Genomic DNA, 23,934 nt, shown 5'->3' with positions numbered 1-23,934 from the left:
GGCTGTACTCTAGCGACCGTTACCGACCACCAAAGGCCATTGCTGAGGGCTTGCATCAGGTCAGGTGGCGTTGCAGCGTTGGCCAGTCTGGGTCAATCTAGGCACCGCTCAAGTCACTGTGGCGGGCCAGCGCGATCGCCTGCATAAGACTCACCAGGGCCTCGGGTAGCGGTTGGGTGAGTAATTCTGGGCAGGCCACCAGGGGCAGATTCAGCTCCTGGGCCGCTTCCCAATCGACGGGAGGCACTGGGGCTACCAAGGGCAGACGAGCCAGGTCCGGCTGGCGGGCCAGCGCCTGCAGGTAGGCGATCGAGACCGGCACCGCCCCATCCAAAATAACGGCTTGGAGCTGCCATACCCGACTGAGCAAGTTGGCCTGCTGCAGATCATCGACCTGCAGCAGGCGACAGTGGTACCGCTGCAGCCAGGTCTGCACCAGCGGTGGCAAAACGCCCTCTGCCTCACTTGGCCGCAGCAGCAGCATGGTCAGCCCCTTGAGAGCCGACAGCGAAACGGGCGGAGTTAGGCAAATTTGATCGAGGGTCGGCCTGAGCCCCTGAGCCAGGGTTTCGGTAAAGAGTGTCTTGGTCAAGGCTGCCCCAGGGGTCGCCGCCTGATCCAAATTAGATTTTGAATCGAGACCGGGGCTGCTGTCGGGGTCTACCCTGGCCGACCTCAGACTGACTGCCCCAGCCGGGGCTAAACGCTGCACCAGAGCTAGGCAATCGGCGGGGGCCGCTGGAGTGTCGGCCAGCGACTCCCAGTGAATTAAGGTACAGGGGGGAGCCAGGCGAGCCTGCAGGGCCGCCATCGTTTGGCAGCTGGGGGCGACCGCCAGGCGGTAGGGGCTACCTCGCAGGCTGCTGTAGATCTGCTCAATAATGGCTTCGTTGGTGCTGCTCAGCAGTACCAGCACGGTTTCGCTGATGCTAGCCGCCGGAGCAGGCAGCAGCAGGGTAATGCGGCTACCCCAGCTAGGCGTGCTGTGGCCGCTCAGCTCCCCACCCTGGAGCTGGCTAAATCGACGGGCTAGACCCAGACCCAGCCCCTCCAGCGATTCAGGGTCGGGCTGCAGGGCGGGCTGCGATCGCCCCTCAGCAGGCATTGTTGCCCCCAGGGGTGGCCCTGGATTAGCGATCGCCGTCGGGCTCCAGAGGGTAAGGCTCAGCCAGCTGCCCCACGGCTCGACGATCAGACCGGCCGGCGGCGCACCGTGGGCAATCAGGTAGCCCAAGACGTAGTGCAGGCTCTGACGCAGGCGCAGCGGGTCGGCCTGCACCCAACCCTCAGCGGTAGCCAGGCAAACGGTAAAGTCTTCGGCCCAGGTCGCCGAGGCTTTGAGCGCGGGCTGGGCACTCAAAAAGCTGGGCACCAGCTCGTCGGCCAGGGGCTGGAGGTAGACTCGTTCCAGGTTGAGGCTAATCTGACCCGCCTCCAGCCGCATCCAGTCGATCAGCAGGTTGACCAGGCCGGTGAGCTTACGAATGGCCTGCTGAATCAGGCTGACGTAGCGAAACTGACGTTCATTTAGTGCCCCCACCCGACTGTCGAGCAGCAGGGTAGACAGCCCCAGCAGCGTCGTCATGGGGGTCTTGAGGGCGTGGCTCAGTTCTAGCACCCAGGCCCGCTGCCCACTGCTTCCCCGAGCCGAGTCAGGGGCTAGGGTCTTACCCGACTTGGTCTTGTTTAGCCCAGGTTCGGGCGAGCCCGATTCAGCCTCAACCAGCCAGCCGAGCAGCCGAATCGGGTTTAAAACCCCCACATACTGGCCGTCAGGGTCGACCACGACCAAAGGCCGCGAGGGCATGCCCTGGGCCAGTCGCCCCAGGTTGCTCAGCGTTGCGAGATCCAACGTCTGGTTGGTAAAAACTTCGACTACTGGTTCTAGCCAGGGTTGGCAGTCAAACAGCCGCAGCTCAGCACTGGCCTCAGACGAAATACTCTGGCCCTGATGGCTGGCCCACAGCTGCCCTAGGGCTACCGCACCCAAGGGGCGATGCTCGTCGTCAACCACAATGATGTGGCTGGGTGCCGCCGCGCCGCCCTGAATCGCTCCTGTGGGTTGCCCCAAAGCCTGGGCAATCTCGCCAAGGGGGGTGACCAGGCCGTAGGCTGGAACAGGGGCTAAAAAGTAGTTGAGGGGCGGCAGCGCCATGGGCTAATCCCCTAGGGGTTTGATTCCAAATTTGGGGGCGGGCTGTATTCTGGCAACCACCCTTTACAATTGACAATATCCCGGTTTTTGCTCACCTTCTCACCGCAGTGTTGCCTTTGTTCACCAGCGTCTAGACGACGGCTTGAGAAACACTGTCGCTGGTTACCCTAGGGTGTGTCACCCTACTGTTCTTTCCGTTGTCCTGCTCATTACCTGTTCCCCCTTGGTTTCTCCCCTTCAGATCTATCGCCTGACCCACGGTGATCAGGATCAGCAGGCTCCCGATTTAAATCTGGATCCGAGCCGATACGTAGTACATCCGACGGCCCTGATTGGCGATGCCCTAGACTGGCTCCAGAGCCGTCCTGAGCCTCCCGACTGCCTGGTGGTTGACGAGCAGGCTTGGCAAGACGCCCTCAGACCCGCCCTGCAAGAACTCAAGCTGGTGCTGCCGGTGGTGGTACTGGTTACCGATCCAGAAGCGATCGCTCGACCTGTGCCCCAGTCAGACCACTATCCGGGCACTGTGGTGCACCATTCCCTAGGGGCGCTGCCCCAGGTCGAGCGCGCCATTCAGGCCGCCATTCAGGAGTTTTTACGCCTGCCGGAGCCCGACTCAGCTGCCTCCAACGCTGCACCTGCCGACCAGGTTAGCCCTCTGGCCGCCAGCCTTAGCAATCAGCAACACCAGCTCACCGAAAAACTCAAGGCCCGGCTAGGCTACCTGGGGGTTTACTACAAACGCAACCCCAGCCAGTTTTTGCGCCACCTGAGCCGGGAAGACCGCCAGACTTTGCTCGCCCAACTCAAGAGCGACTACCGCAAAATTGTCTTGGCCTACTTCGCCACCAACCACAACCTCAACCTCAACCAGCTGATCGATGACTTTGTCGATCAGGCTTTTATGTCCGACATCTCGGTGGCCCAAATTGTTGAAATTCACATGGAGCTGATGGATAGCTTCTCCAAGCAGCTTAAGCTGGAGGGGCGGAGCGAAGAAATTCTGCTTGACTACCGTCTCACCCTGATCGATGTGATTGCCCATCTCTGCGAAATGTACCGGCGATCGATTCCCCGTGAATCTTAACTCGTAAGCCTGAAGTGAAAGGCTATGCGACCCCAATGCTTCCCGCCCGATACAATCATCCATGTCCCTGTCAACCAAAGCGTTCCATGAGCTCCGTTAAAAAGACTTACATTCTCAAGCTCTACGTTGCGGGCAACACTCCTAACTCCATTCGCGCCCTCAAAACCCTCAACAACATTCTGGAAGAAGAATTTCAGGGAGTTTACGCCTTGAAGGTTATTGACGTGCTCAAGAATCCACAGCTGGCCGAAGAAGACAAGATTTTAGCAACTCCAACCCTGGCCAAAATTTTGCCGCCGCCGGTGCGCAAAATCATCGGCGATTTGTCTGACCGCGAACGGGTGCTGATTGGCCTCGACCTGCTCTACGATGAGCTGCGCGAAGACGATATCTACGGGTAGCCGTCGACAGCACGGCCGCGCTCTAGGGGATAGACCTGGAGCCAGGCTGCCTCCCTTTAACCCTGAAGGATGCTGCTGCTCGGGTGGGCCAACGGGTCAAGTCAACCACGGCGTTTTGTAACCGGCTGCCGCTAGCCCTCTAAACACCTTTGACGCGGGAGCGTAGGCAGGCTAGGGAACCCCAGATCGAGTAGCGAATTCTAGAGTTAAGGTAGCTGCCGAGATCAGCCGTTTGCTCCCCGCAGGTGGCCTACTATCGTCGTCTAAGGCGATCGCCCAACAGGCTCAAAATCCTTTAGGGTAGCCGCTTCAGGGTATGCTTGATCCTCAGGATGTCCTGTAAGTTATTAAGGGCCGTCACTCTGCCCGATATCTGTAACCATCTCCCATGACAGACTCTGACCAGACCGAACTGCAGACCTCTGTGCGGCCCGTCGGCGTGCAGAAGATACGCACAACCATAGAGGGCTTCGACGATATCAGCCACGGGGGCCTGCCGGCGGGGCGATCGACCCTGGTGAGTGGCACCTCGGGTACCGGCAAAACCCTCTTCGCGGTGCAGTTTATCTACAACGGCATCACCGAGTTTGACGAGCCTGGGGTGTTTGTCACCTTTGAAGAGTCGCCCGAAGATATTATTCAAAACGCCTACAGCTTTGGCTGGGACCTGCAGCGCCTGATCGACGACGGCAAGTTGTTTATTCTTGACGCCTCCCCCGACCCCGAGGGCCAGGATGTGGTGGGCAACTTTGACCTGTCGGCGCTGATTGAGCGCATCCAGTACGCCATTCGCAAGTACAAGGCCCGGCGGGTCTCGATCGACTCGGTGACGGCGGTGTTTCAGCAGTACGACGCGGCCTCAGTGGTGCGGCGCGAGATCTTTCGCCTGGTGGCCCGCCTGAAGCTGATGGGTGTGACCACCGTAATGACCACTGAACGCCTCGACGAGTACGGCCCGGTGGCCCGCTTTGGGGTGGAAGAGTTTGTCTCTGACAACGTGGTGATCGTGCGCAACGCTCTGGAGGGAGAGCGCCGCCGCCGCACCATTGAGATTCTTAAGCTGCGGGGCACCACCCACATGAAGGGGGAGTACCCGTTCACCATCACCAATGACGGCGTCAATATCTTCCCGCTGGGGGCCATGCAGTTGACTCAGCGATCGTCCAATGCGCGGGTGTCGTCGGGGGTGCCCACCCTAGACGAAATGTGCGGCGGCGGCTTTTTCAAAGACTCGATTATTCTGGCTACCGGGGCGACGGGCACGGGCAAAACCCTGCTGGTCAGCAAGTTTTTGGTGGACGGCTGCAAGAGCGGCGAGCGGGCAATTTTGTTTGCCTACGAAGAGTCGCGTGCCCAGCTCTCCCGCAACGCCTACTCCTGGGGGGTCGACTTTGAGGCGATGGAAGAGCAGGGGCTACTAAAAATTATTTGCGCCTACCCCGAGTCGGCGGGTCTAGAAGACCACCTGCAAATTATCAAAACCGAAATTTCTCAGTTCAAGCCGTCGCGGGTGGCAATCGATTCGCTCTCAGCCCTCGATCGCGGCGTCAGCAACAACTCCTTTCGGCAGTTTGTGATTGGGGTGACGGGGTTTGCCAAGCAGGAAGAAATTACCGGCTTTTTCACCAACACCACTGAGCAGTTTATGGGGCTGCACTCGATTACCGAGTCGCACATTTCGACCATTACCGACACCATTTTGATGCTGCAGTACGTGGAGGTGCGGGGCGAACTGTCGCGGGCGATCAACGTGTTTAAAATGCGCGGTTCGTGGCACGACAAGGGCATTCGCGAGTACACCATCAACAGCCAGGGGCCGGATATTAAGGACTCCTTCCGCAATCTGGAGCGGATTATCAGCGGTTCGCCCACTCGCATCGCGGTGGATGAAAAGAGCGAGCTCTCGCGAATTATTCAGGGCGTACAGGGCGACTCGGAACTGTAGAGGGGTAGGGAGTTGGACAGCCGGACGGCTATCCCACAAAAATGTTTTTTAGAGGCTATCAACTTTAGACGGGTAGGTCTGCTCTCCTAAAATATAGGTGGCGGTGACAGCGCGATCGCTCCCCATAATCACCAGCGAAAACAGCAAGTCCTCCAATGCTGCCAGCGTCTCGGGCATCCCCCCCTGATTGCGCAGGGCTAGCAGCGGTGTCGCCTGGGGATCGAGCACCACGAAGTCGGCCTCCTTGCCGGGGTCAAAGCTGCCCAATGTATCTTCCAGGCATAGCGCCCTGGCCCCGCCCAGGGTAGCTAAGAACAGCGCTTTAAAAGCCGAGAGCTTCTGGCCCCGCAGCTGGGCCACCTTGTAGGCCTCGTTGGTGGTTTGCAGCATTGAGAAACTGGTACCTGCCCCCACGTCGGTACCCAGGCCCACTTTGACCGGGTGCTCTGGGTTTTTGGCCTGCTCGATGCGAAACAGGCCGCTGCCGAGGAACAGGTTAGAGGTGGGGCAAAAGGAGATCGCCGCCTTGGCCTCGGAGAGCCGCTGAAACTCGGCATCGGTGAGCTGCACGCCGTGAGCAAACAGCGATCGCGCCCGCACCAGCCCTGTCTGGTCGTACACGTCTAGATATCCGGCGTACTGGGGAAACAGCTCTTGAATCCAGGCGACTTCGCTGACGTTCTCGGACAGGTGAGTGTGCAGGTAGACATCGGGAAATTCGTCTAACAGTTTTGCCGCCAGCTTCAGTTGGGCTTCGGTAGAAGTGCCCGCAAACCGTGGGGTGACAGCATAGAGCAGCCGCCCCCGTCCGTGCCATTTCTCAATCAGCGCTTTGGAGTCGTCGTAGGAGGACTGGGCCGTATCGCGGAGGTAGTGGGGGGCGTTGCAATCCATCATCACCTTGCCGCTAATCATGCGCAGGTGGCGGGCCTCGGCAGCCTCGAAGAAGGCATTCACTGAGGCCGGAAACACCGCCGCAAACACCAGGGCGGTGGTGGTTCCGTTCTTGAGCAATTCATCGAGAAATAGCTCGGCTACCTGCCGCGCGTAGTCGGCATCGGCAAACTTGCGCTCGGTCGGGAAGGTGTAGCGGTTGAGCCACTCCAGCAGCTGCTCACCATAGGCCGCCATCATGCCCGTCTGGGGGTAGTGGATGTGGGTGTCGATAAAGCCTGGGGTAATTAGGCGGTCAGTGTGGTCAATCAGGGGGCGATCGCCCAGGTCTGCCGCCAAATCGGCGTAGCTGCCCGCTGCCTCAATTTTTCCCTCCCGCACCAGCAGCAGCCCGTCGGCAATGTAGCGCACCGCCTCGGCCTCAGACTCGTAGAAGGGGTCATTCACAAAGTCTAGCAGTGCGCCTCTGACAGCCACAGTGCCGCCTCGAAAACCGGATGATGCCAGTGGTTGCCCCATAGATATTTTCAGCCTCTACTGCCGGTTTTGTGCCGCGCTTTAACCCTACATCAATGCCAAAGCATTTTTCGTTCATCTTTCACTGAACTCAGACGTGAAATCTTAAAAAGAAATGTTTGGCTGATTTTTAGCAGATTGAATGTGTTTTTTGCGAAAGACGTTATTGGGCCAGAAACCGTGAACTACCCCTCAGTGTGCGCTGGTTGACTGCCTGAAATCAAGCATAAAAGCTAATGAAAGCATTCATTCTTTCAATGCTTTTCAGTTACTAAAATCATAGGCGAGGGGTTGGCAAATACCTCAAAAGGTTCACTTAACCCAACCAAGAATTATTTAAGGATATGCTGCCTACTCACGCAGAAAGCTAGGCGATCGCTTCGCCAGGGTTGAGCACAACCGATGTCTCAGCGGGTAGGCCCACTAGAGCAACCAGCCATTACCGAACTGATGGCCTGAACCTGCCTAAATAAGCCTAGGCAAAAATGAAAAAGCGGGTGGGGGGAATCGAACCCCCATCATTAGCTTGGAAGGCTACGTGAAATGACGGATTTTCAAGCATTTCAGGGTTCGGAAATTTCCATTACCCCAATTTTACCCCAATAGTTTTTGTTAAGAATTATGTGCCCTCTAGGATGCGCTATAGACCAAGTCTTATGCGCTGCATCATAAGCGTAGAATAGCTTTTTGGGGAGTATAATCCGAGCCCATGCTGATTTATGCCATACCTTTAAACACTAAAACTGGAGGCCAGCATTCCCAAAGTTACCAATTAAAGCAATATTAGTATGCTCTAGACTATTTACCACCCAAGGGACAGACTGGCATTTTTCTTTCTCATGAATGTTAAAGATTATCGAGAAACAGCGCTCAAGCCACGGTTTAACTGCTGAACAAAAGAGTACTACCCGTAGCAGCATGCCTGTAGTCAAAACATAGCCAATATCATTCAGCAAGTGTCGGAAGTTACGAAATACTGGCCGTTGCGGGCTGTCGACTACTAAGAAATTGAGAAGACGGCGGCAGGTTTCTACCAAAATAAAACTGTTGAGTTGTTGAGCGTCGAACTCCGAAAGGGTTTCCCTTAAATACTGACGGAGACTACGGGTAAAGTGGTTGTCGTTGTACTTGGACTCTACGGCCGCAATGGGGTTGATTAAGTAATCAACAAATTCATCTTTGAAGTCACGGAAGGATCGAGTTGTTTTACTGTATGCAGCAAAATAACGCGACTCATCCTTAATGCTACGAGTACCGTCAAACTTACTTGTGTAATATGTAAGCGCTTCGTTCAGAGCTGATGGTTCTAAAAGAGTAGGATTGCGAATACTAATGTGCCTAGTTTGGCCAATTTGCGAGGAATGAAACCGAGCAAGTTGAATACTCAAATCAAGCTCTACCTTACGGCGCATCTCAGCAATATGTTGCTTTTGAATCTGACCGCTGTCTTTGGTGAGCAATGTGCTGTCGTAGAGGAATGGATAGTGACTTAGCAAATAAAACAAAGGCTTACTCTCAATGGATGTAAGGGTAGGTTGTTCCAGCCCATTATTGAGAAAGAGCTGTTGCAACCGAACCAGAGCCGAGTACTGCTCCGTCAATGTAAAATCACGAATTAAGCTCTTCAATCTAGAATCATTGTCCTGTACATATGAAACTTTAATAGGCTCCTCAAGCAAACTAATTAGTTCTGATATAGCCCAGTGGTCCTCTGGCCTGGTGTACCAAAAGTTAATCAAAGTGTAGAAGCAGCGATTGATAATGTATTTGAATTCTCGATCTGATGAAGAATTCTTAGATAGATCGATTAAAGCTTGAGCTACTAAAGCATCGGGATAATTATTGGTATCAAAAAACAATTGGCGAAAACGATTAATCAATTGACTGGGAGATTCTTGTTTTCGCCAATACTGAAGATGCTGATAGACAATATTCTCAGAAGACGCAGGAGAGAGATTTTCGAAATGCGACGAATCCTCTAATAAGTCCCAAGAGCGTCCCCCAGTAACACGAAGGGTATTCCCTGATTGCACAACCTCTGCACCTACTAAATCTGAAGCTTCACCTTCGGCATTTATCTCTGTTGTGATTATGCTAACTAATGGTAGGATTGCTCCTTCCAAATTTGCAGCAGTCAAAAAGGTTCCATGGAGATTAGCTTCAGTCAAATCTGCATTTGATAAGTTCGCGCCTCTCAGATCAGCAGACTCTAAATTTGCTTGTATGAGGCAGGCTCCCTCCAAGTTTGCTCTCCGAAGGTTAGCACCACGTAAATTCGCTCCAGAGAGTCTACTCTTCGAAAAATCGGCTCCCTCTAGGTTCTCTCCTTGAAGATTCACCCCCTCTAAATTTGCCCCTGCAAAATCTTTCAGAGGATCTCTATCGACTATAGCTGCCAATTCCAAGAAGTTATCTGTTTCCGCAGCAATTATGTTTTGAATACGGTTGAATAGCTGCTCATCCATAGTTCGACAGTTTCTAATAGGACTGTTCTAGATCTTTCTCAGGAAGGGAGTTTACTAAGGGTAATACTATGCGGCTGAGATATGGTTGAAGTTTGGAGCTAAGGAGATGAAAAACAATCTCTCTTTCTATAAATGCTCTCTTGTTAGCACTGATATCTCGTGGCCATATTCCTTCGGCGTCCAAAATCCAGACATCCCATTTAGAAACCTCGAATCGAGCTTCAACATTGCAAGGTTCATCTTCTATGTGGACATAGCATAAGGAGTTCTCGATGAGCCCTAGTAAGACTAATTCATCCAGCGATCTCAACCGAAAAGACCATTTAGGCTGTTTTTCAGATCCTTTCGTAGAAACCTGGCATGAATTGACTTCCTCAACCTCAACTTTGCTGGAGTTCTTCTTAGTAGAGGAACTCAACCGAGCTACAATTCCTTCCTTTGAAAGGGTTCCCTCACCATCATATTGAGTTTCAATATTGCTAGATATAGTTAAGCCTTTCTTTATAGACACAACAAGATCCTGTACTAAAAATCTTGAGCTATAAGGAACACGACCGTTGTTAACGGTTAATGTTAGTTCTCCGCCTCTTAAGCCAAATTTCACTCGACCTAAAGCAATGTTCTCCCACTGCTCATTAAAGTTAAGAGTTAGATGGAGGGGAACTTCCCATGCGGATGAGGTATCGGCTTTGTCCACTCGCAAAGCCAAAAAGAGACAGTCAGCACAACGATTCTCAGTCAAGCCATGAACATTCATGGGCAGAAAAAACATCCCTTTAATCTGTACCAACCATTAAATTTTACCAGAAGTAAGTAAAAGCACTCAAAGTCTTAGATTACACACTCATGAAAATATTATGGTTCCTGCCGAACATTAACTTCTGAGTTCCCCTGATTCTCATCTACCAACTGAGCTAGCCGCTCTTTGATGAGAACACGGAGCTTTGCTGCAAGTGGAAGTTCTGTCCAAGCCACATCGTCGCGGCATGTCTCAACTTGTTCTCGAATATCACTGACATCAACAGAGATGCGATCGCGCTGACTCACAAAGCATTGACCATAGTACAGCTCAACACCATGGTATCCCTGAGCTACGGCAGGAAGGCATTTGATGCTTTTGGATTCACTTGGCATCCACTTGATGCCATCGTGCTATCATGGCCCACAAGGCGACCCGCCTTAACCTCTGGCCCTGAGTGAGGAGAAATAGGCCAGTTCCGGATCCTGTATTCGTTTGTTATTCACACGTTTTCCCAGGAGGAATTCCTATGTCTGGTTCGCAGCAACTTTCAACCCTTTTTGTTCCCTGCAACAGTGGCATGTGTCCCGCGCTCTACAGCGACGAGCAAGGTCGGATGTTCGTGCAAGGGAATCGCCTCAGTGGCGCTGCCCGAGACAGCCTTGCTCTTGCTGGCCATGAGGATGTAGTTGAACTCACCCCAGAGCTCATCGCGTTTATCCGTGGCTAACGATTAAAAGCTCTTGATTACTGCTGAGTGGCTCTTCCGTACTTGGGGGAGCCACTTTTTCCTTGGCTACACTCTCATGTAGAAGGAGCTCATTTTCTACAAACTGGCGGAAGTCGTCTGAATGAACGTTGCTTACCCGCGCCCAGTGTTGGCACACGGTTCGGTATCGAAAAAGCGATCGCGCATCTTGCTTGAAGCCCTCAAAGTAGATTTCGCTGATGATCGCATTCTTAAAATTGACGTAGCCGATAAGCACCTGGTTGATGAGGAACTCTGAGATCTTCTCAATCTCCCATGCTTTCGTATCGAGGCCGTTTGCTTTCGTGAAGCTCTCCAAGAGCGGTGGGTTATTGAGGATGCCGAAGAAAAGTTCCCGATGGGCGCTGATAACATCTCCTTGGGCAACGCTATAGCTAGTAGCAAACTGGTGCCGTACTTGCTCAACTAACACCTTCAAAGTCGCCCGAGTCGTAAACCACAGCAGGATGTTAGCCACCGTGGCGATAAACGTGATCGCGACCATCAAGAGGTCAGCAAAATCTCCGGGTTGTACTATGCCACTACCCATGCCACTCGCGCTGGTTGGTTGGTAATAGAGCGTTTTAGGCCTTCAAGAGTAAAGTATAGGAATTTGCCGTCAACAAAAATCGACCACCTGCCAAGGAGGGGGGCGAGGTGGGAATGCGCTACAAAAGATTGGCATATTGCTCCAACACCGTTAAGAGAGAAGAAGACTGAAAAGTGATAACCAGGGAACGAGACCGTGAGCGAAACTGATCTGGTCATTGAAGGGTATGAAGCTTTTCTAACGGGCCTCAAGCAGCGGATTCGCCAGGGACAGATTAAAGCCGCTCTAGCCGTCAATAAGGAGCTTGTTCTCCTTTATCACCATATTGGGCAAGAGATTCTGGATCGTCAGAAAGGGCAAGGGTGGGGGAGCAAGGTCATCGAGCGACTAGCACTCGACCTGAAACTTGAATTCCCAGAGATGAAAGGATTGTCTCCCAGAAATCTCAAATATATGCGCTCATTTGCGGAGAACTACCCCGATGAAGCAATTGTGCAGCAGCTTGCTGCACAAATCCCCTGGTTCCATAACTGCACCATTCTCGACAAGGTCAAGGACCATAAGCAACAAGTCTGGTACATCCAAAAGACGATTGAGAACGGGTGGAGCAGAAACGTTTTAATCCACCAGATTGAGAGTAATCTTTTTGCTCGCCAGGGAGGAGCAATTACCAATTTCTCCGAAACGCTTCCACCTTCACACTCTGACCTCGCACAAAGTTTACTGAAGTCGGAATACAATCTTGAATTTCTAGGTCTTCAAGAGAAAGCTGCCGAGCGAGATCTAGAAAAAGCCCTCGTTAATCATATACAAAAATTCCTTCTCGAACTTGGAGTCGGCTTTGCTTTTATGGGGCGTCAGTATCGCATCGAAGTAGAAGGAGATGAATTTTTAATTGACCTTCTTTTCTACCATGTGCGCCTCCGTTGCTACGTCGTAATAGAACTAAAAACAACAGAGTTTCAACCGGAGCATTCAGGAAAACTCAACTTCTATGTAAACGTTATTGATGGCACCTTCCGCCACCCGAATGATAATCCAACTATCGGCATCATCCTTTGCCGCTCGCATAGGCAGGCAGTTGTCCACTATGCGCTCCAGGGAATGACCAAACCAATTGGAGTCTCTACATACGCCCTTACCGACACACTCCCAGAAACAGTGAGCCGAGAGCTTCCCTCCGTCAAACAACTCCAGAATGAGCTAGAAGCGGTGGCCGCACGATTTGAAGAGAAGAAAGAAGAAGACGGAGCAGAAACATTACCTGAATAATACGCAGTAGCTCCTGGCTACCCACTCTGTAAGAACCTTTCAAATTAAACCTCTGTATGATTTGAAAGGGCTAGTATTTTTGCCGAGAGTAAAATTTTATCTTGAAGACTCACAGATTTTTTCCATAGGCTCCATAGTAAATAGCTATGGGTAGACGGTGCTTGTGCATGGAATAGAAACCATGCAGGGCAAAGTGCCAATGGTTTAGAACCAAAGGTTCTCCATGCCCTCTGTGGACACTGTTATCTACGGAGGAGATAGTTTCCATGCCCCAAGAAGAAGGTAGTGAGTATCGGTTCACCGAAAGTGATCTTCGACAGTTTACAGGTACGTCACAATGGTACGCCCACCCTTTGGGGGTGTTGCTCACCGATGGAGTCCTGTACCTAGCTGAGCGAGGAAATGCATTCTGGCTGATTGATCTAATCGCGGTTTATCAGTTTGACCCTCGCATTCTCCATGATGCGATGCTCCAGCAAATTCAATTCTGGAGGCTGACCGTCAATACCGATAGATCGGCGGTGCTTATCTGTGAGCGCGATTCAGATGATGTGGCAATTACATTGGACATTCCGTTCACTGACTTTCCGCTCAATTCAATCACCCTCTATTGCCAGGACGGCGTGATTTTACTGCCTTCTGAGTACTAGATGAGGTTCATTAGGATCATAAACACAATGCAGGGCGTGGCCGAGCCAAAAGGTTTTTGGATTCTAGCCCTGCATGATTTTTGACTCTGTACCTGAAATCCTATCGTTGAATGATTAGAAAGTCCTAGGGCTGCCAAGTGTATTGATTCGTGCTTCTCTCAAGAACAGAGCTTCTACAATAACTGCTTACACAGGCAGAAGGTGCGGGTATGCCCGATTGGTTAAGTGAAGCTCTGGTTGCAGCGATTGCAGGAATGCTCGGGTTTCTTGCAAAGTATGGTTGGGATGAGTGGCAAGCCCGTCGATCAGCTGGGCAGCATGAGTTACGCGAACTTGAGTCGTTGAGAAACCTTCTCCGTGAGGCAGGCAGCATCTTCCGTAGTCAAAACTATCAAGCTAAACGGCTTCTCAAGCTCCTGCGCCTACGGCTTGGAGAAAATAGCGTTCCTCGTGGCATTGGCTACGACAATGCGTTTACGGATGCGTTCCAACATATGGAGAAGGAGGAGCGCGAGCTACACGCTATTTTGCGGAGCACCACTATGAACTCGCTCCACAGAGTGAATGAGGACATGCAACGGTGGATCGATGCTAACGGCCAATTTCTTCATAGCAGTAGCACCAGCACTCAGGCCCGACGTGACTTCGCCGAGGATCTCCATCAGCTCGACCTACACCTCAACCAATGGCTCGATAAATACGCTGCGATTATTCCCTCGGATGAACGGCGGTGCCTTGTCTACCTTGCCGATGAGAAGAAGCACGGAGTGGGATTTCCAAAGCGAGTGGAATCAACTTTGGAGCAGGTCATTACGGAGTATGGACGGTGATAGCTTGTAGCAGGCGACGCACCTACCTCGTCCCTATTTTGTAGACTATTGGCCATAGTCTTGCGGTCCGTGCAAGCCTTCTCAATAACGCAACATTAGGCAGCGGTACCGCTCCATGATTTCGCTATTTTTTGAAGCGCCTCCTCGGCGCTCTCCCTCGCCACTCGCGAGGTGATTTTTTGGTAGATAAGCGTCGTCTGAATCTTCTCGTGCCCAAGGAGCGCCCGTAAGATTTCCAATGGGACTATCTGGGCTCGCTCGGTAGCAAAGGTGTGGCGTAGGTCGTGGAAGCGGGTGCCTTTGAGTGACTCGTATTGGTCGATTGCTTCTCTCAAGTCTCGGTAAGCGGTGGCGTAGGAGAGGGGGCGCACCTGGCACGATCGCGTGAGTCGTTCTGTGAATAGCGCAGGGGATGGGCTGTGGCGATCGCGCTCAATGTAACCTTTGAGTGCACTGGCTGCCCGTTTGCCGTAAAAGCACAACCGCTTTTTGTTACCTTTGCCAATCACATCAAATTGGCGCTCCGCCAGGTCTACGTCTTTGAGCTTTAATGCGAGTATTTCTGCGATTCGAGCACCACTTTCATAGAGGATCCATAGGAGAGCGGAGAGTCGAGGGTTTGTGCTTGCAGCACGTATGAGGGTCTTAAGCTGCGCTTGGGTGAGGTACTTTACTGCCTCGTCACTTCGGTGTTCGCCCTTGGTTGGATCGGGCTTACGGCGATTGATAAGCATGACCGGGTTTTTCTCTGAGAAATCTCGCTCGATGGCAAAACTAAACAACCGGTGAATCACCGTCTGGTGGAGGTGATGGGTGCGCACGCCTAAGCGGGTTAGGCTCTTCAGGTATGTTTCAACCTGCTCGCGAGTGACCTGTCCTATCCAGATGCTGCCGCACTGCGCCACAAGCCCTGCAAGGATTCCCTCATAGAGCTTCCTAGTCCGTGGACAAAGATCGGGGCTATCAAGCAGCTCACGTGCGACCCGCGCCACGGTGCGAGGTGTGGCCATAAACATCCCCCTTGATGGTGGAGTGAGTATGCCGTATGTAGAGCGATGTAGAAAGCGCAATTCCTCCACATCGGCGGTGAGACTCCCCCATGGCAGTACCCACAACTACCACCACGCTTACTCCTCCTCAAAGGGAAACCCTCGGGGCATATGTGGAGCGAGTGCGCAAAGCCCGGCGCATGAACAAAACCGAGCTTTCTCGCCGTGCACAAGTGCACCTCACCACCATTCTTCGCTTGGAAAATGGCACCGTGAAGGGGCAGAAACTAAAAGGGCAGGTTGTCGAGCGAATCGCCACCGCACTTGCCGTGCCGGTTGAATATCTTCGGGCTGCCGGTTTGGGGATTTCAGTCGAGGCACCGCACTCCAACAAGGTCTGCCTCAGGTGCTGGACACCTGGTACTTCGCCCGATAGCAGGTGGGGTTTTGCTGATGCCAAGTTCTGTCTGCGGTGCGGAGAGGGACTTACCTGTGCATGCAAGTGTTGCGGGGAGCCGGTGCTGCTGAGAGCAAAGTTTTGCCCAGAGTGTGGGAACGCTTATGCAGGGCTGCTATAGTGCTTTCCATTGAATTAAGCTCTGCCGACCTCGGAAGCAGTCGCTTGTCCATTACACGCTATGGGGTATAAGTCAGCCATCAGGGTAGCGACATATGAGATGGGAATGCGCTGCCGGAAGCGCTTCAGCAGAGCATGTCATCGGTTGAGCAGCTTCAGTTAGAGAGTGAGTTGGTGACGGCGGAGTTTGCAGACTAAGCAAACAACAATATATTAGGTGGAATACTTCTCACTGACTATATAGAGACATAGAGCAAATCATTACAGGGAGAAATAGCTTTGTGGTCAGATAAGGAAACCGAAGTAGATTACCTTAATTTCGACGAAGTCTCCCAGCTAGCAGTCGATATTCTTACTTCAGACGGCATGTTGCCAGTTTCAATAGGAGTGTTCGGCAACTGGGGTGCAGGTAAGTCCTCCCTTTTGAACTTGATAGAACATCGCTTAGCAAAGGACGAAGAAAGCTGGATCGTCATTAGGTTCGATGTCTGGTTGTACCAGGGATATGACGATGTCCGAGCCGCGATGCTAGAGGCTATCGCAACGGCATTGACCAAAACTGCTGCAGGAAATGAACCCGTATTCAAAAAGGCCCGCAGTCTCCTCGCTCGCGTGAACGGATTTAGAGCAATGGCTCTGCTGGCTGAAGGTGCGGCCTTTCTTGCTGGTATTCCGACCGGTGGTCTTTTGGCTCGTGGCGTTGCTGCAATTGGCGATGCATCTGATGGGATTCAGACCCAAGACGAATATAAAAATCTTGGCAATATTGCCAACGAAGCAAAAGAACAGGTGGGAGGTTTGTTAAGCGCCACGGACAAAAAGAGTCCCCCTCAGCAGATCGATGACTTTCGAAAAGAATACAGTGAGATTCTTAAAGAGCTTGGCAGACCTTTAGTAGTGATTATCGACAACCTTGATCGGTGCTTACCCACTAACACCATTCATACTCTTGAAGCCATAAGGTTGTTCTTGTTCCTAGATAACACCGCGTTCATCATCGCGGCTGACGAGGAAATGATACGCTCAACCGTAGCCGATCACTTTAAGGGAGCATCTGATAGACACCAAATTGATTATTTGGACAAGCTGATTCAGGTTCCCATCCGAGTACCTAAAGCAGGATTACGAGAAGTTCGTTCTTACTTGTTCATGCTCTTCGCTATAGACCATGGTCTTGCTAAGGAAAGACTGAAATCCCTCCGCGATGGACTTGAGAAAGACCTACAACAGTCGTGGAAAAATTCCCCTATCTCACGGCAGGATGCCTTAAGGTTGACTGGCGAGTCAGAGGAGGGGGATCTAGCTCAGGCATTCGCCCGTGCAGACCGGATAGCCCCGCTGCTAGCTAACTCTCCAATCATCCATGGGAATCCAAGGATTGTAAAACGTCTACTGAACGTCGTAAAAATGCGTTCTCAAATTGCTCGTCGCCGTTCTATGCCCTTAGAAGAAGCAATCATCACAAAGCTCGTAATCTTTGAGCGATGTGTAGGCGCAAGTGCAACCGCAGATTTTTATCGTCTAGTAGACGCTGAACAGGGCAAGCCTACCATACTTAAACAGCTCGAAGAAGAGGGTGGTAAAATTCCAAGTGACGTTCCCAAGACGTGGATTGCTAATCCGACTACAGAAGCCTTTATCGCTGAGTGGGCTCAGCTCGAACCAAAGTTGAGTGAGGTAGACTTGCGAGCCGCCATCTACTTGTGCCGAGAAACCATGCCCATTGGTGCTTATGTAGTTGGACTGTCTCCTGTAGGAAGTGAAGTTCTTAGCGTACTCGTGAATACTGAGAATACCAGCTCACCAACAGCAGGAGATGTCCTTGGCACCTTGCCATTGGAAGAGCAGATACCGGTTATGGAGGGCGTAATTACCCACTTAAGGAAAGTCTCCGACTGGTCACGCAAGCCAAAAGGTTTTGCTGGGGCTTGTCTTTTGGCAAGGCACTCACCCGAGACAGCCAAAATATTTGTTCGATATCTTGGTGAACTGGAGTCAGGTAATAAGCCGCCAGCGTGGATGAAAACGTCACTAAAGGATGAAAGATGGTTCAGTGAGGGTAGTTAGTGGGAACGTCACAATCAAGCACAGGTCCAGGTGGCAGATCTCCTTTAGTGCCACCTTGGGCAGATGACCAACCAGGACAACCTGTACCTGCACCGCAAGACGCGAGATTTAAACCTTTTAGACAAGCCATGGGCAGCTTTGTGTCCAGTGGCAACCGCAACGATTTGCAGCACGCCCTAGGTCACTATGCCCGCGAAGCAACTGGTGGTAGCGGAAGTGCTGCTAGGCGCATGGGTAGTGTCTCACGGGCTGGCGGCGGACTTTACGGCACATTAAGTGGCGCACCTGCTGAACCAGGCGAACGCACCGTTGATCTCAGGAACCTGACAGGTCTTCCCTGTGAATTAGCAATCTCTACCATTGCTCAGGCATTAACTCCAGTAGATGGGGATTCCGAAAAAATTCGTGCCGCAATAAATCACGCCCTAGCGGAAGCTCTGGATGGAGTGGAAACATTCGATCCTGCGTCCATCACCGATGATGTGATCGTCAATACAATGATTGGCTATCTAGCAGAAAGTATTTTCCTGCAGATAGTACATAATGCTGGTAAAGCCTGGAATAAAGCTGACACTCCGATTCAAGCAATTCGTGCAGAAATAGAATTACGCGAATTGATAAAAGTAGTAGTTGATAAGCATATGGCCCCGAGGCTCGCTGGCAACATTAGGTCACTTTCCCGGCAGCAAATGGTTCAGATTGAGCGGCAGGCCATTATTGACGCCTGGAAGGAATGGGAGGACTACCAGTGACACTATTAGTCTTTCACCATGACCTTAGCTTGCTACCCCCTGCAAGTGAGAAGCTGCTGCCAGTACAAATGTATGGATTGAGTGGAAGAGGGAGAGGCGATGTCGCTGTCATAGGCAATCAGGTTACTGAAAAGGTCAAGCGTCTCGGGGTGAGAATACCCGCTCAAGTTATGGACTTTCTAACCATTGCTTTAGCTGTAACAGCCGCAGATACGTTTGTCCTACGCAGTGACTCTGCCGATGGATGGACACGGGATATTTCTATTCATCTACCACTGTGCGAGCCTGATCGATGGCAGCCATTAAAAGGAGAGCTTCAATCAGCACTCCATTTTTTGAGCGGTGATATTTGGAAATTCAATTTCCAGAATGGCGGATATTCACCACCATTTCCCTACCGTCGGCGCGACAGGTTTCATCTTGTGAAATTGAGGAATTTAGATTGTGCTTGCCTTTTCTCAGGCGGTCTAGACTCAGCTATAGGTGCTATAGATCTCTTTGAGCAAAGAAGAGCACCATTATTGGTGAGCCATTCCTACACAGGCGATAAGAGCCGCCAGGAAGAAATTGCTCAATTTTTTTCTGGCCGATACTCGCGATTTGCAGTCAATGCAAACCCGATATCATTTAATGGCAAGACCGACATCACAATGCGAACACGGAGTTTTAATTTTCTTGCACTTGGGGCTGTTGGTGCTTTTGCAATAAAGGCTGTAAATCAACAAAAAAGCGTTGAATTAATTGTTCCTGAAAATGGCTTTATTTCATTGAACGCTCCATTGACGTCGAGACGGATTGGTTCTCTTAGCACACGAACAACGCATCCATATTTTATTGCATGTATTCAAAAGCTATTCGATGAAGCAGAAATACCCTGTCGTATTAGCAATCCCTACCAATTCAAAACAAAAGGCGAAATGGCAGCAGAATGTCTCAACAAAAGACTGCTAGCGAATATTATTGATATTACAGTGTCTTGCAGTCATTGGAAGCGAAAGAATCAGCAGTGCGGAGTGTGCGTGCCTTGTATAATTCGTCGATCAGCATTGCATAAAATTAATTTCAATGAGGCTAATGAGTATACGTTTAAGAACCTTAAAGATGTCTTGGGTGAAACTAATCGGAGAGACGATCTGTTAGCGATATCAATTGCGATCGCGCAAAAATCGAATAAAAATTTAGGTTCCTGGATTGCCGATAGCGGCCCTTTACTTCCTAGTGAATTTACAGCCTTTCAAGAAGTCTTTTTGAACGGACTTCATGAAGTCGAATCACTTCTACAAGCAGAGGGTATAGCATGATTATTGACATGCATTGTCACCTAGATCTGTATTCAGATCCGTATAAAGTTGCAGCCGAATGCAAAGAGAGAGGAATCTATGTGTTATCAGTCACTACCACTCCCAAAGCTTGGAATGGAACAAGCAAACTAGCTGAGGACAGTCAGCGAATTCGTACTGCATTAGGATTACACCCTCAAATAGCTCACCAACGTGCTCACGAGGTTGAGCTATTTGATGCCCTGCTTCCTAGCACTAAGTACATAGGCGAAATAGGCTTAGATGGCAGCAAAGAATATAAAGAACACTGGAATATTCAGCTTAAAGTTTTTCGACATATTCTTAAGAGTATAGATCGTGAAGGTGGCCGCTACATGAGTATCCATAGTCGTTTAAGCGCCAATGCTGTACTTGATGAATTAGAAGGAATAGCAGGAACTCCGATTTTGCATTGGTTTAGTGGTACCAAGAAAGAATTAAAAAGAGCCATCGACATGGGATGTTGGTTTTCGGTTGGTCCTGCCATGCTGGCCACAAAAAAAGGTATGTCTTTAGTCTCGGAAATACCAATGGATCATGTATTAACAGAAACTGATGGTCCTTTTGCTAAAATATCCAGAAAACCACTCTTCCCTTGGGATGCTGAGCTATCAATTAAACAGATTTCTGATATTTGGAAACTTAGGGAAGAAGAATCAAGAGAGGTTATTTTTAATAATTTCAAAAGCCTTCTTTGCAGCAGTTAATTGTTATTAAAAAGCGCGTCGGTCATCTAAGTAACATATCGATAAACCCTTTACCCTAAACTAAAGTCGTATCCTCTCTATTTCATCGAGGCTAATCATATCCTCTCGCCGATCATAGAGCGCAGTCGTCCGAATATCTTCATGCGCTGCTATCTTCTGAGCATTATCGCGGCTGCCACCGTTACGCAGGAAATTGGTGATACCACTCGCACGAAACGTATGATTACACGCCTCAGTGCTGACTCCAGCTGCAAGCGCACGGCGCTTCACCATTGCCCAGGCTTCCTGACGCTGTAACCGAACACCAGTAAGTGTGCGAGAGCGTCGGGGTGCAGTTTGGAAGAGGGGAGTAACTTTCTCTTCCCAGAGATTTGCTTCATCCATGTAGAGATCGAGGTACTCTTGAGCGGTATGATGCACCGGCACTTCGTGGTACTTGCCGCCTTTTTCGTGGAGCCGGAACCAGTACCGCTTGCCCTTTGAGAAATAGTCACTAATGTTCATCCCAAGCACAGCACTAACTCGGGCAAAGCTAAAAAACATTGCTGCAATAAGCGCTCGATCGTGCAGGTCCACAATGTGGTCGGTGTCGATACTTGAGAGAAGCTCCTTCCCCTCCTCTCGCTGAGCACCGGCGTCTTATCGCGCTTCACTCGATGCTTCACTCTCTAGCCTTGGGATCCCAACCTATCACCGATTCACCTGAATAAACGGCTTCCCTACTACCTACTCATACGTCGTGTTCAGTCACGCTGCACCGGATAGATCTCTATTAATTATGGAAAGTAAAGCTTCAACTCTTTAAGGAACTGCCGAGTTCGCACAGCTATTACTAGCAAGCTGCATCCAATTCCTAAATCTATCAAAAGGATTTAGCGGTCAGCAGCTTCAATCTCGATAAGTTCACTGATGCTTTGGCAACCTAAGTATTTACATAAGGTCACAATAGTCTCCATATCAATTCGGCTGAACTGGTTGCGATATAACTTCCCTACAGTATTGGGACTCAGTCCGGTAGCTTCCGCTAGGCTTGCCTGACTCAAGCCTCTTTCCTCCATTAACTTCGCCAAATAGCAAATTACCTTCATAAATTTAAGTAGCCACAATAATCTTACCTTGTTAGCTAGTTGCGATGTTAGCTTCACAACTAGATAGTTAAGTGGTATACTGACAACACCATATCTAGTTATACTGCCTAACTGCCATCAAGCGTGGTAGCTCTTAAGTATTGGCTTATGAAGACGTTTTCAAGAGTGAATTGGATCGAGTCCTCACAATCAGAAATAACACTGGCTCAGCAAATAGCTAAGCTCTGCAAGGAAAGTAATTTTTCTTCGCAAGAAATAACCCAACTCATGGAGGAGATTGCTCGCTTCTCAGCAAACCGAGAACAGCCAAGCAAAGAGGTGTCTGAACTTCTTACACAATTTCCATCACTCAAAAACTTAAATACCAATATTCTTTTCCCAACCAGCAATAGTGAACTAACCCCTAACCTGTTTAGCCGCTTAGTATACGAAATCAGCTTAATTGAGGGGCACGTTGAAGAGAACGGATTTGTAAGCACTCCCCCTGTAGTCGCACTGGATATGGTACGTCTATCAGCACTCTGTTGGCTGAGGGAGTCATCCAATGTGCCTGAAGAAGAGCTTATAGATTATCTATGGAACAAGAAGTCATACAAAGAGAGTACTAAAAGAACAGCAAACCAAATCTTAGAAGCTACTATTTGGTATGACCCATGCATTGGTGGCGGAGTATTTCCATTGTCAATCATTCATCTGCTCACACAACTAGATATTCCAATATCAACAGCACTACTAAGTAATATTCAAGGAGTTGACAATAATCCCTTGGCTGTTGTCGCATCTTCAATAAGAACAAATCTTGAAATCTGCAGAAAACTTAATATTTCCTTTGAGGCCGCAAAAGAAATTGGCCCTAAATACTTCACTGCAAATGCTCTTGAACTTGTAGAAGAGCAAGAAACTATCTTTAAAGAGACGAATAATCGTATCAAACCACCGCATATTGTTGTTGGCAACCCCCCATATGTCAGAGGAGATCGAATTGAAAAACTTCTCAAAAAATCACTCAAAGAGGTTTATCCATCAGTTGGCAATGGAGCTGCTGACTTATACATATACTTTATAGCGCATGGACTCCTTGCCCTTAAAGAGGAAGGAGTCTTATGCTATATTTCTCCTGCAAGCTTTCAGAGGAGTAAGCAAGGATATAAGATAAGAAGCTTCATTGCCGAAAACGCCTCCTTAAGATATTTGTTCGACTTTTGTGAACTTCCTATATTTCCAGCTATTAATATTCACGCTTCTATTTATGCCCTTTCGAAAAAAAAAGGAGACGAGGTTTTTCAGGCATTTGAGTATACAGAACTTCCAGAGGAAGCCCCCATATTAACTGGATTAACTAAACACCGAAAACTACACTCAACAAATGCAAATTCCGAAAGTTGGAATATAGGAGACTCAAAGGCATTGGATTTTGTCTCCTTCTTGGAGAAGTCCAGTATTCCTTTAGGACGATACACTAATGCAATTTTATCTGGCATTAAGACAGGTTATAGAAAAGCATACATTTTAGACAAAGATGTTGCCTCAAGACTTTTAAGTGACAATCTAAGCTCTCCTTTTATAAAGCCATTATTAGAACCTAAAAGTATCCGAAAATGGTCTTCTGACTGGGATAATTCACATATAATTATTGTTAGAAAAGATGAGGAGATTCCCAAAAAAAGCGAGCTGATGAATTACCTTAAAAGTCATCAGGAAATCCTAAAGAATAGAAGTGATGTCCAAGGCCATTCAACTTGGTATGGTCTCCGTGAGTGCAGTTATTACAAGCTTTTCTTTGAGCCTAAGATCCTCTTTCCTGACATTTCCTCAGACTGTAGATTTGCCTACGACGATAAAGGCTTTATAATTCCAGATGGTGCTTTTTTCATTCCATCAGCTGACTTTTTTCTTCTCGGTTTACTTAACAGTAGCGTGGGGCATTTTTATTTCCGGCAAAAATGCAACAGAATTGGCAACCCTAAAAACGGTGGTCGTCTTCGATTCAAAAAAACGTACGTTCAAAAATTTCCGATTCCTGATGAAAATAGATGTTCCAGAACACTAAGAGAAAAAATACAAGTCTTAACACAAGAAATAGTTCTAGGACAGCGCTCAAGAAGAAACTTAGAATGCTTAGATGAGCTGGTGTTGACGGCTTATTCTGTACCAGCTTCTTTTCTGTCAATTATCTGAAGTCC

The 23,934-nt window shown here is 49.8% G+C and carries 20 protein-coding genes; 12 read left to right on the top strand and 8 right to left on the bottom strand.

Annotation, left to right across the window (positions count from 1 at the left end; genetic code table 11):
• Nucleotides 1–97: 97 nt before the first annotated feature.
• Entirely contained in the window at nucleotides 98–2,155 is a 2,058-nt protein-coding gene (locus IQ265_RS04120; protein ID WP_194050913.1) for a histidine kinase dimerization/phospho-acceptor domain-containing protein, read from the bottom strand.
• Nucleotides 2,156–2,378: 223 nt separating this feature from the next.
• Between IQ265_RS04120 and IQ265_RS04115 the strand changes: the two genes are divergently transcribed.
• From IQ265_RS04115 to kaiC, 3 genes are all read left to right on the top strand, one after another.
• A complete protein-coding gene (locus tag IQ265_RS04115) occupies nucleotides 2,379–3,242 on the top strand; it encodes a circadian clock protein KaiA (RefSeq protein ID WP_228037551.1) in 864 nt (287 codons plus the stop codon).
• Nucleotides 3,243–3,328: 86 nt separating this feature from the next.
• Nucleotides 3,329–3,643 (top strand): circadian clock protein KaiB, encoded by a 315-nt coding sequence (gene kaiB, locus IQ265_RS04110; protein WP_017301921.1) that lies wholly within the window; start codon nucleotides 3,329–3,331, stop codon nucleotides 3,641–3,643.
• 388 nt (nucleotides 3,644–4,031) lie between these two features.
• Nucleotides 4,032–5,588 (top strand): circadian clock protein KaiC, encoded by a 1,557-nt coding sequence (gene kaiC / locus IQ265_RS04105; protein ID WP_194050912.1) that lies wholly within the window; start codon nucleotides 4,032–4,034, stop codon nucleotides 5,586–5,588.
• A 48-nt stretch (nucleotides 5,589–5,636) separates the two neighbouring features.
• Here kaiC and guaD read toward each other — a convergent pair whose 3' ends face one another.
• From guaD to IQ265_RS04090, 3 genes are all read right to left on the bottom strand, one after another.
• Entirely contained in the window at nucleotides 5,637–7,001 is a 1,365-nt protein-coding gene (guaD, locus tag IQ265_RS04100; RefSeq protein ID WP_194050911.1) for a guanine deaminase, read from the bottom strand.
• A gap of 734 nt (nucleotides 7,002–7,735) precedes the next feature.
• The gene (locus tag IQ265_RS04095; RefSeq protein ID WP_194050910.1) at nucleotides 7,736–9,463 is read right to left on the bottom strand and encodes a pentapeptide repeat-containing protein; all 1,728 of its coding nucleotides are present in this window, start codon (nucleotides 9,461–9,463) and stop codon (nucleotides 7,736–7,738) included.
• A gap of 13 nt (nucleotides 9,464–9,476) precedes the next feature.
• A complete protein-coding gene (locus IQ265_RS04090) occupies nucleotides 9,477–10,220 on the bottom strand; it encodes a hypothetical protein (protein ID WP_194050909.1) in 744 nt (247 codons plus the stop codon).
• Nucleotides 10,221–10,731: 511 nt separating this feature from the next.
• Between IQ265_RS04090 and IQ265_RS04085 the strand changes: the two genes are divergently transcribed.
• Complete coding sequence (locus IQ265_RS04085; RefSeq protein ID WP_194050908.1) at nucleotides 10,732–10,932, top strand: hypothetical protein; 201 nt, start codon at nucleotides 10,732–10,734, stop codon at nucleotides 10,930–10,932.
• On the opposite strand, the gene IQ265_RS04080 is transcribed toward IQ265_RS04085, so the two are convergent.
• Nucleotides 10,919–11,500 (bottom strand): hypothetical protein, encoded by a 582-nt coding sequence (locus IQ265_RS04080; RefSeq protein WP_194050907.1) that lies wholly within the window; start codon nucleotides 11,498–11,500, stop codon nucleotides 10,919–10,921. The two genes, IQ265_RS04085 and IQ265_RS04080, sit on opposite strands and share 14 nt — an antisense overlap.
• 195 nt (nucleotides 11,501–11,695) lie before the next feature.
• On the opposite strand from IQ265_RS04080, the gene IQ265_RS04075 reads away from it, so the two are divergent.
• The 3 genes from IQ265_RS04075 to IQ265_RS04065 all read left to right on the top strand — a co-directional run bounded on the left by IQ265_RS04075 (nucleotide 11,696) and on the right by IQ265_RS04065 (nucleotide 14,252).
• Nucleotides 11,696–12,772 (top strand): PDDEXK nuclease domain-containing protein, encoded by a 1,077-nt coding sequence (locus tag IQ265_RS04075; protein ID WP_194050906.1) that lies wholly within the window; start codon nucleotides 11,696–11,698, stop codon nucleotides 12,770–12,772.
• Nucleotides 12,773–13,038: 266 nt separating this feature from the next.
• Nucleotides 13,039–13,422 carry a DUF6876 family protein gene (locus IQ265_RS04070; RefSeq protein ID WP_194050905.1) on the top strand — a complete coding sequence of 128 codons (384 nt, stop codon included), beginning with the start codon at nucleotides 13,039–13,041 and terminating at the stop codon, nucleotides 13,420–13,422.
• A 209-nt stretch (nucleotides 13,423–13,631) separates the two neighbouring features.
• A complete protein-coding gene (locus tag IQ265_RS04065) occupies nucleotides 13,632–14,252 on the top strand; it encodes a hypothetical protein (protein ID WP_194050904.1) in 621 nt (206 codons plus the stop codon).
• 95 nt (nucleotides 14,253–14,347) lie between these two features.
• On the opposite strand, the gene IQ265_RS04060 is transcribed toward IQ265_RS04065, so the two are convergent.
• Nucleotides 14,348–15,262: a tyrosine-type recombinase/integrase gene (locus IQ265_RS04060; protein ID WP_194050903.1), complete on the bottom strand. Its 915-nt coding sequence runs from the start codon at nucleotides 15,260–15,262 to the stop codon at nucleotides 14,348–14,350.
• Nucleotides 15,263–16,097: 835 nt separating this feature from the next.
• On the opposite strand from IQ265_RS04060, the gene IQ265_RS04050 reads away from it, so the two are divergent.
• From IQ265_RS04050 to qatD, 4 genes are all read left to right on the top strand, one after another.
• The gene (locus tag IQ265_RS04050; RefSeq protein ID WP_194050901.1) at nucleotides 16,098–17,885 is read left to right on the top strand and encodes a KAP family NTPase; all 1,788 of its coding nucleotides are present in this window, start codon (nucleotides 16,098–16,100) and stop codon (nucleotides 17,883–17,885) included.
• Between the two features lie 128 nt (nucleotides 17,886–18,013).
• Entirely contained in the window at nucleotides 18,014–18,637 is a 624-nt protein-coding gene (locus IQ265_RS04045) for a hypothetical protein (protein ID WP_228037550.1), read from the top strand.
• Nucleotides 18,619–19,938 carry a Qat anti-phage system QueC-like protein QatC gene (gene qatC, locus IQ265_RS29805; protein WP_194050899.1) on the top strand — a complete coding sequence of 440 codons (1,320 nt, stop codon included), beginning with the start codon at nucleotides 18,619–18,621 and terminating at the stop codon, nucleotides 19,936–19,938. The genes IQ265_RS04045 and qatC overlap by 19 nt, the downstream gene beginning before the upstream one ends.
• The gene (gene qatD / locus IQ265_RS04035; protein WP_194050898.1) at nucleotides 19,935–20,663 is read left to right on the top strand and encodes a Qat anti-phage system TatD family nuclease QatD; all 729 of its coding nucleotides are present in this window, start codon (nucleotides 19,935–19,937) and stop codon (nucleotides 20,661–20,663) included. Before qatC ends, qatD begins: the two co-directional genes overlap by 4 nt.
• A gap of 60 nt (nucleotides 20,664–20,723) precedes the next feature.
• Here qatD and IQ265_RS04030 read toward each other — a convergent pair whose 3' ends face one another.
• Together IQ265_RS04030 and IQ265_RS04025 are read right to left on the bottom strand one after the other, a co-directional pair.
• A complete protein-coding gene (locus IQ265_RS04030) occupies nucleotides 20,724–21,239 on the bottom strand; it encodes a tyrosine-type recombinase/integrase (protein WP_347404908.1) in 516 nt (171 codons plus the stop codon).
• Nucleotides 21,240–21,535: 296 nt separating this feature from the next.
• The gene (locus IQ265_RS04025) at nucleotides 21,536–21,751 is read right to left on the bottom strand and encodes a helix-turn-helix transcriptional regulator (RefSeq protein WP_194051136.1); all 216 of its coding nucleotides are present in this window, start codon (nucleotides 21,749–21,751) and stop codon (nucleotides 21,536–21,538) included.
• A gap of 147 nt (nucleotides 21,752–21,898) precedes the next feature.
• On the opposite strand from IQ265_RS04025, the gene IQ265_RS04020 reads away from it, so the two are divergent.
• Nucleotides 21,899–23,929 (top strand): TaqI-like C-terminal specificity domain-containing protein, encoded by a 2,031-nt coding sequence (locus tag IQ265_RS04020; RefSeq protein WP_194050897.1) that lies wholly within the window; start codon nucleotides 21,899–21,901, stop codon nucleotides 23,927–23,929.
• Nucleotides 23,930–23,934 lie beyond the last annotated feature (5 nt).

The organism is Nodosilinea sp. LEGE 06152, from assembly GCF_015207525.1.
GTDB lineage: Bacteria > Cyanobacteriota > Cyanobacteriia > Phormidesmidales > Phormidesmidaceae > Nodosilinea.
The sequence above is the reverse complement of the archived record's forward strand: the minus strand, read 5'-3'. Positions and strand labels throughout refer to the sequence as shown.

Coding starts and splice junctions, on each gene's coding strand:
- IQ265_RS04070 (WP_194050905.1), top strand. CDS start 13,039: ATGCCCCAAGAAGAAGGTAGTGAGTATCGGTTCACCGAAAGTGATCTT.
- qatD (WP_194050898.1), top strand. CDS start 19,935: ATGATTATTGACATGCATTGTCACCTAGATCTGTATTCAGATCCGTAT.
- guaD (WP_194050911.1), bottom strand. CDS start 7,001: ATGGGGCAACCACTGGCATCATCCGGTTTTCGAGGCGGCACTGTGGCT.
- qatC (WP_194050899.1), top strand. CDS start 18,619: ATGGGAGGACTACCAGTGACACTATTAGTCTTTCACCATGACCTTAGC.
- IQ265_RS04085 (WP_194050908.1), top strand. CDS start 10,732: ATGTCTGGTTCGCAGCAACTTTCAACCCTTTTTGTTCCCTGCAACAGT.
- IQ265_RS04120 (WP_194050913.1), bottom strand. CDS start 2,155: ATGGCGCTGCCGCCCCTCAACTACTTTTTAGCCCCTGTTCCAGCCTAC.
- IQ265_RS04095 (WP_194050910.1), bottom strand. CDS start 9,463: ATGGATGAGCAGCTATTCAACCGTATTCAAAACATAATTGCTGCGGAA.
- IQ265_RS04080 (WP_194050907.1), bottom strand. CDS start 11,500: ATGGGTAGTGGCATAGTACAACCCGGAGATTTTGCTGACCTCTTGATG.
- IQ265_RS04060 (WP_194050903.1), bottom strand. CDS start 15,262: ATGGCCACACCTCGCACCGTGGCGCGGGTCGCACGTGAGCTGCTTGAT.
- IQ265_RS04090 (WP_194050909.1), bottom strand. CDS start 10,220: ATGAATGTTCATGGCTTGACTGAGAATCGTTGTGCTGACTGTCTCTTT.
- kaiC (WP_194050912.1), top strand. CDS start 4,032: ATGACAGACTCTGACCAGACCGAACTGCAGACCTCTGTGCGGCCCGTC.
- IQ265_RS04045 (WP_228037550.1), top strand. CDS start 18,014: ATGGGCAGCTTTGTGTCCAGTGGCAACCGCAACGATTTGCAGCACGCC.
- IQ265_RS04065 (WP_194050904.1), top strand. CDS start 13,632: ATGCCCGATTGGTTAAGTGAAGCTCTGGTTGCAGCGATTGCAGGAATG.
- kaiB (WP_017301921.1), top strand. CDS start 3,329: ATGAGCTCCGTTAAAAAGACTTACATTCTCAAGCTCTACGTTGCGGGC.
- IQ265_RS04020 (WP_194050897.1), top strand. CDS start 21,899: ATGAAGACGTTTTCAAGAGTGAATTGGATCGAGTCCTCACAATCAGAA.
- IQ265_RS04025 (WP_194051136.1), bottom strand. CDS start 21,751: ATGAAGGTAATTTGCTATTTGGCGAAGTTAATGGAGGAAAGAGGCTTG.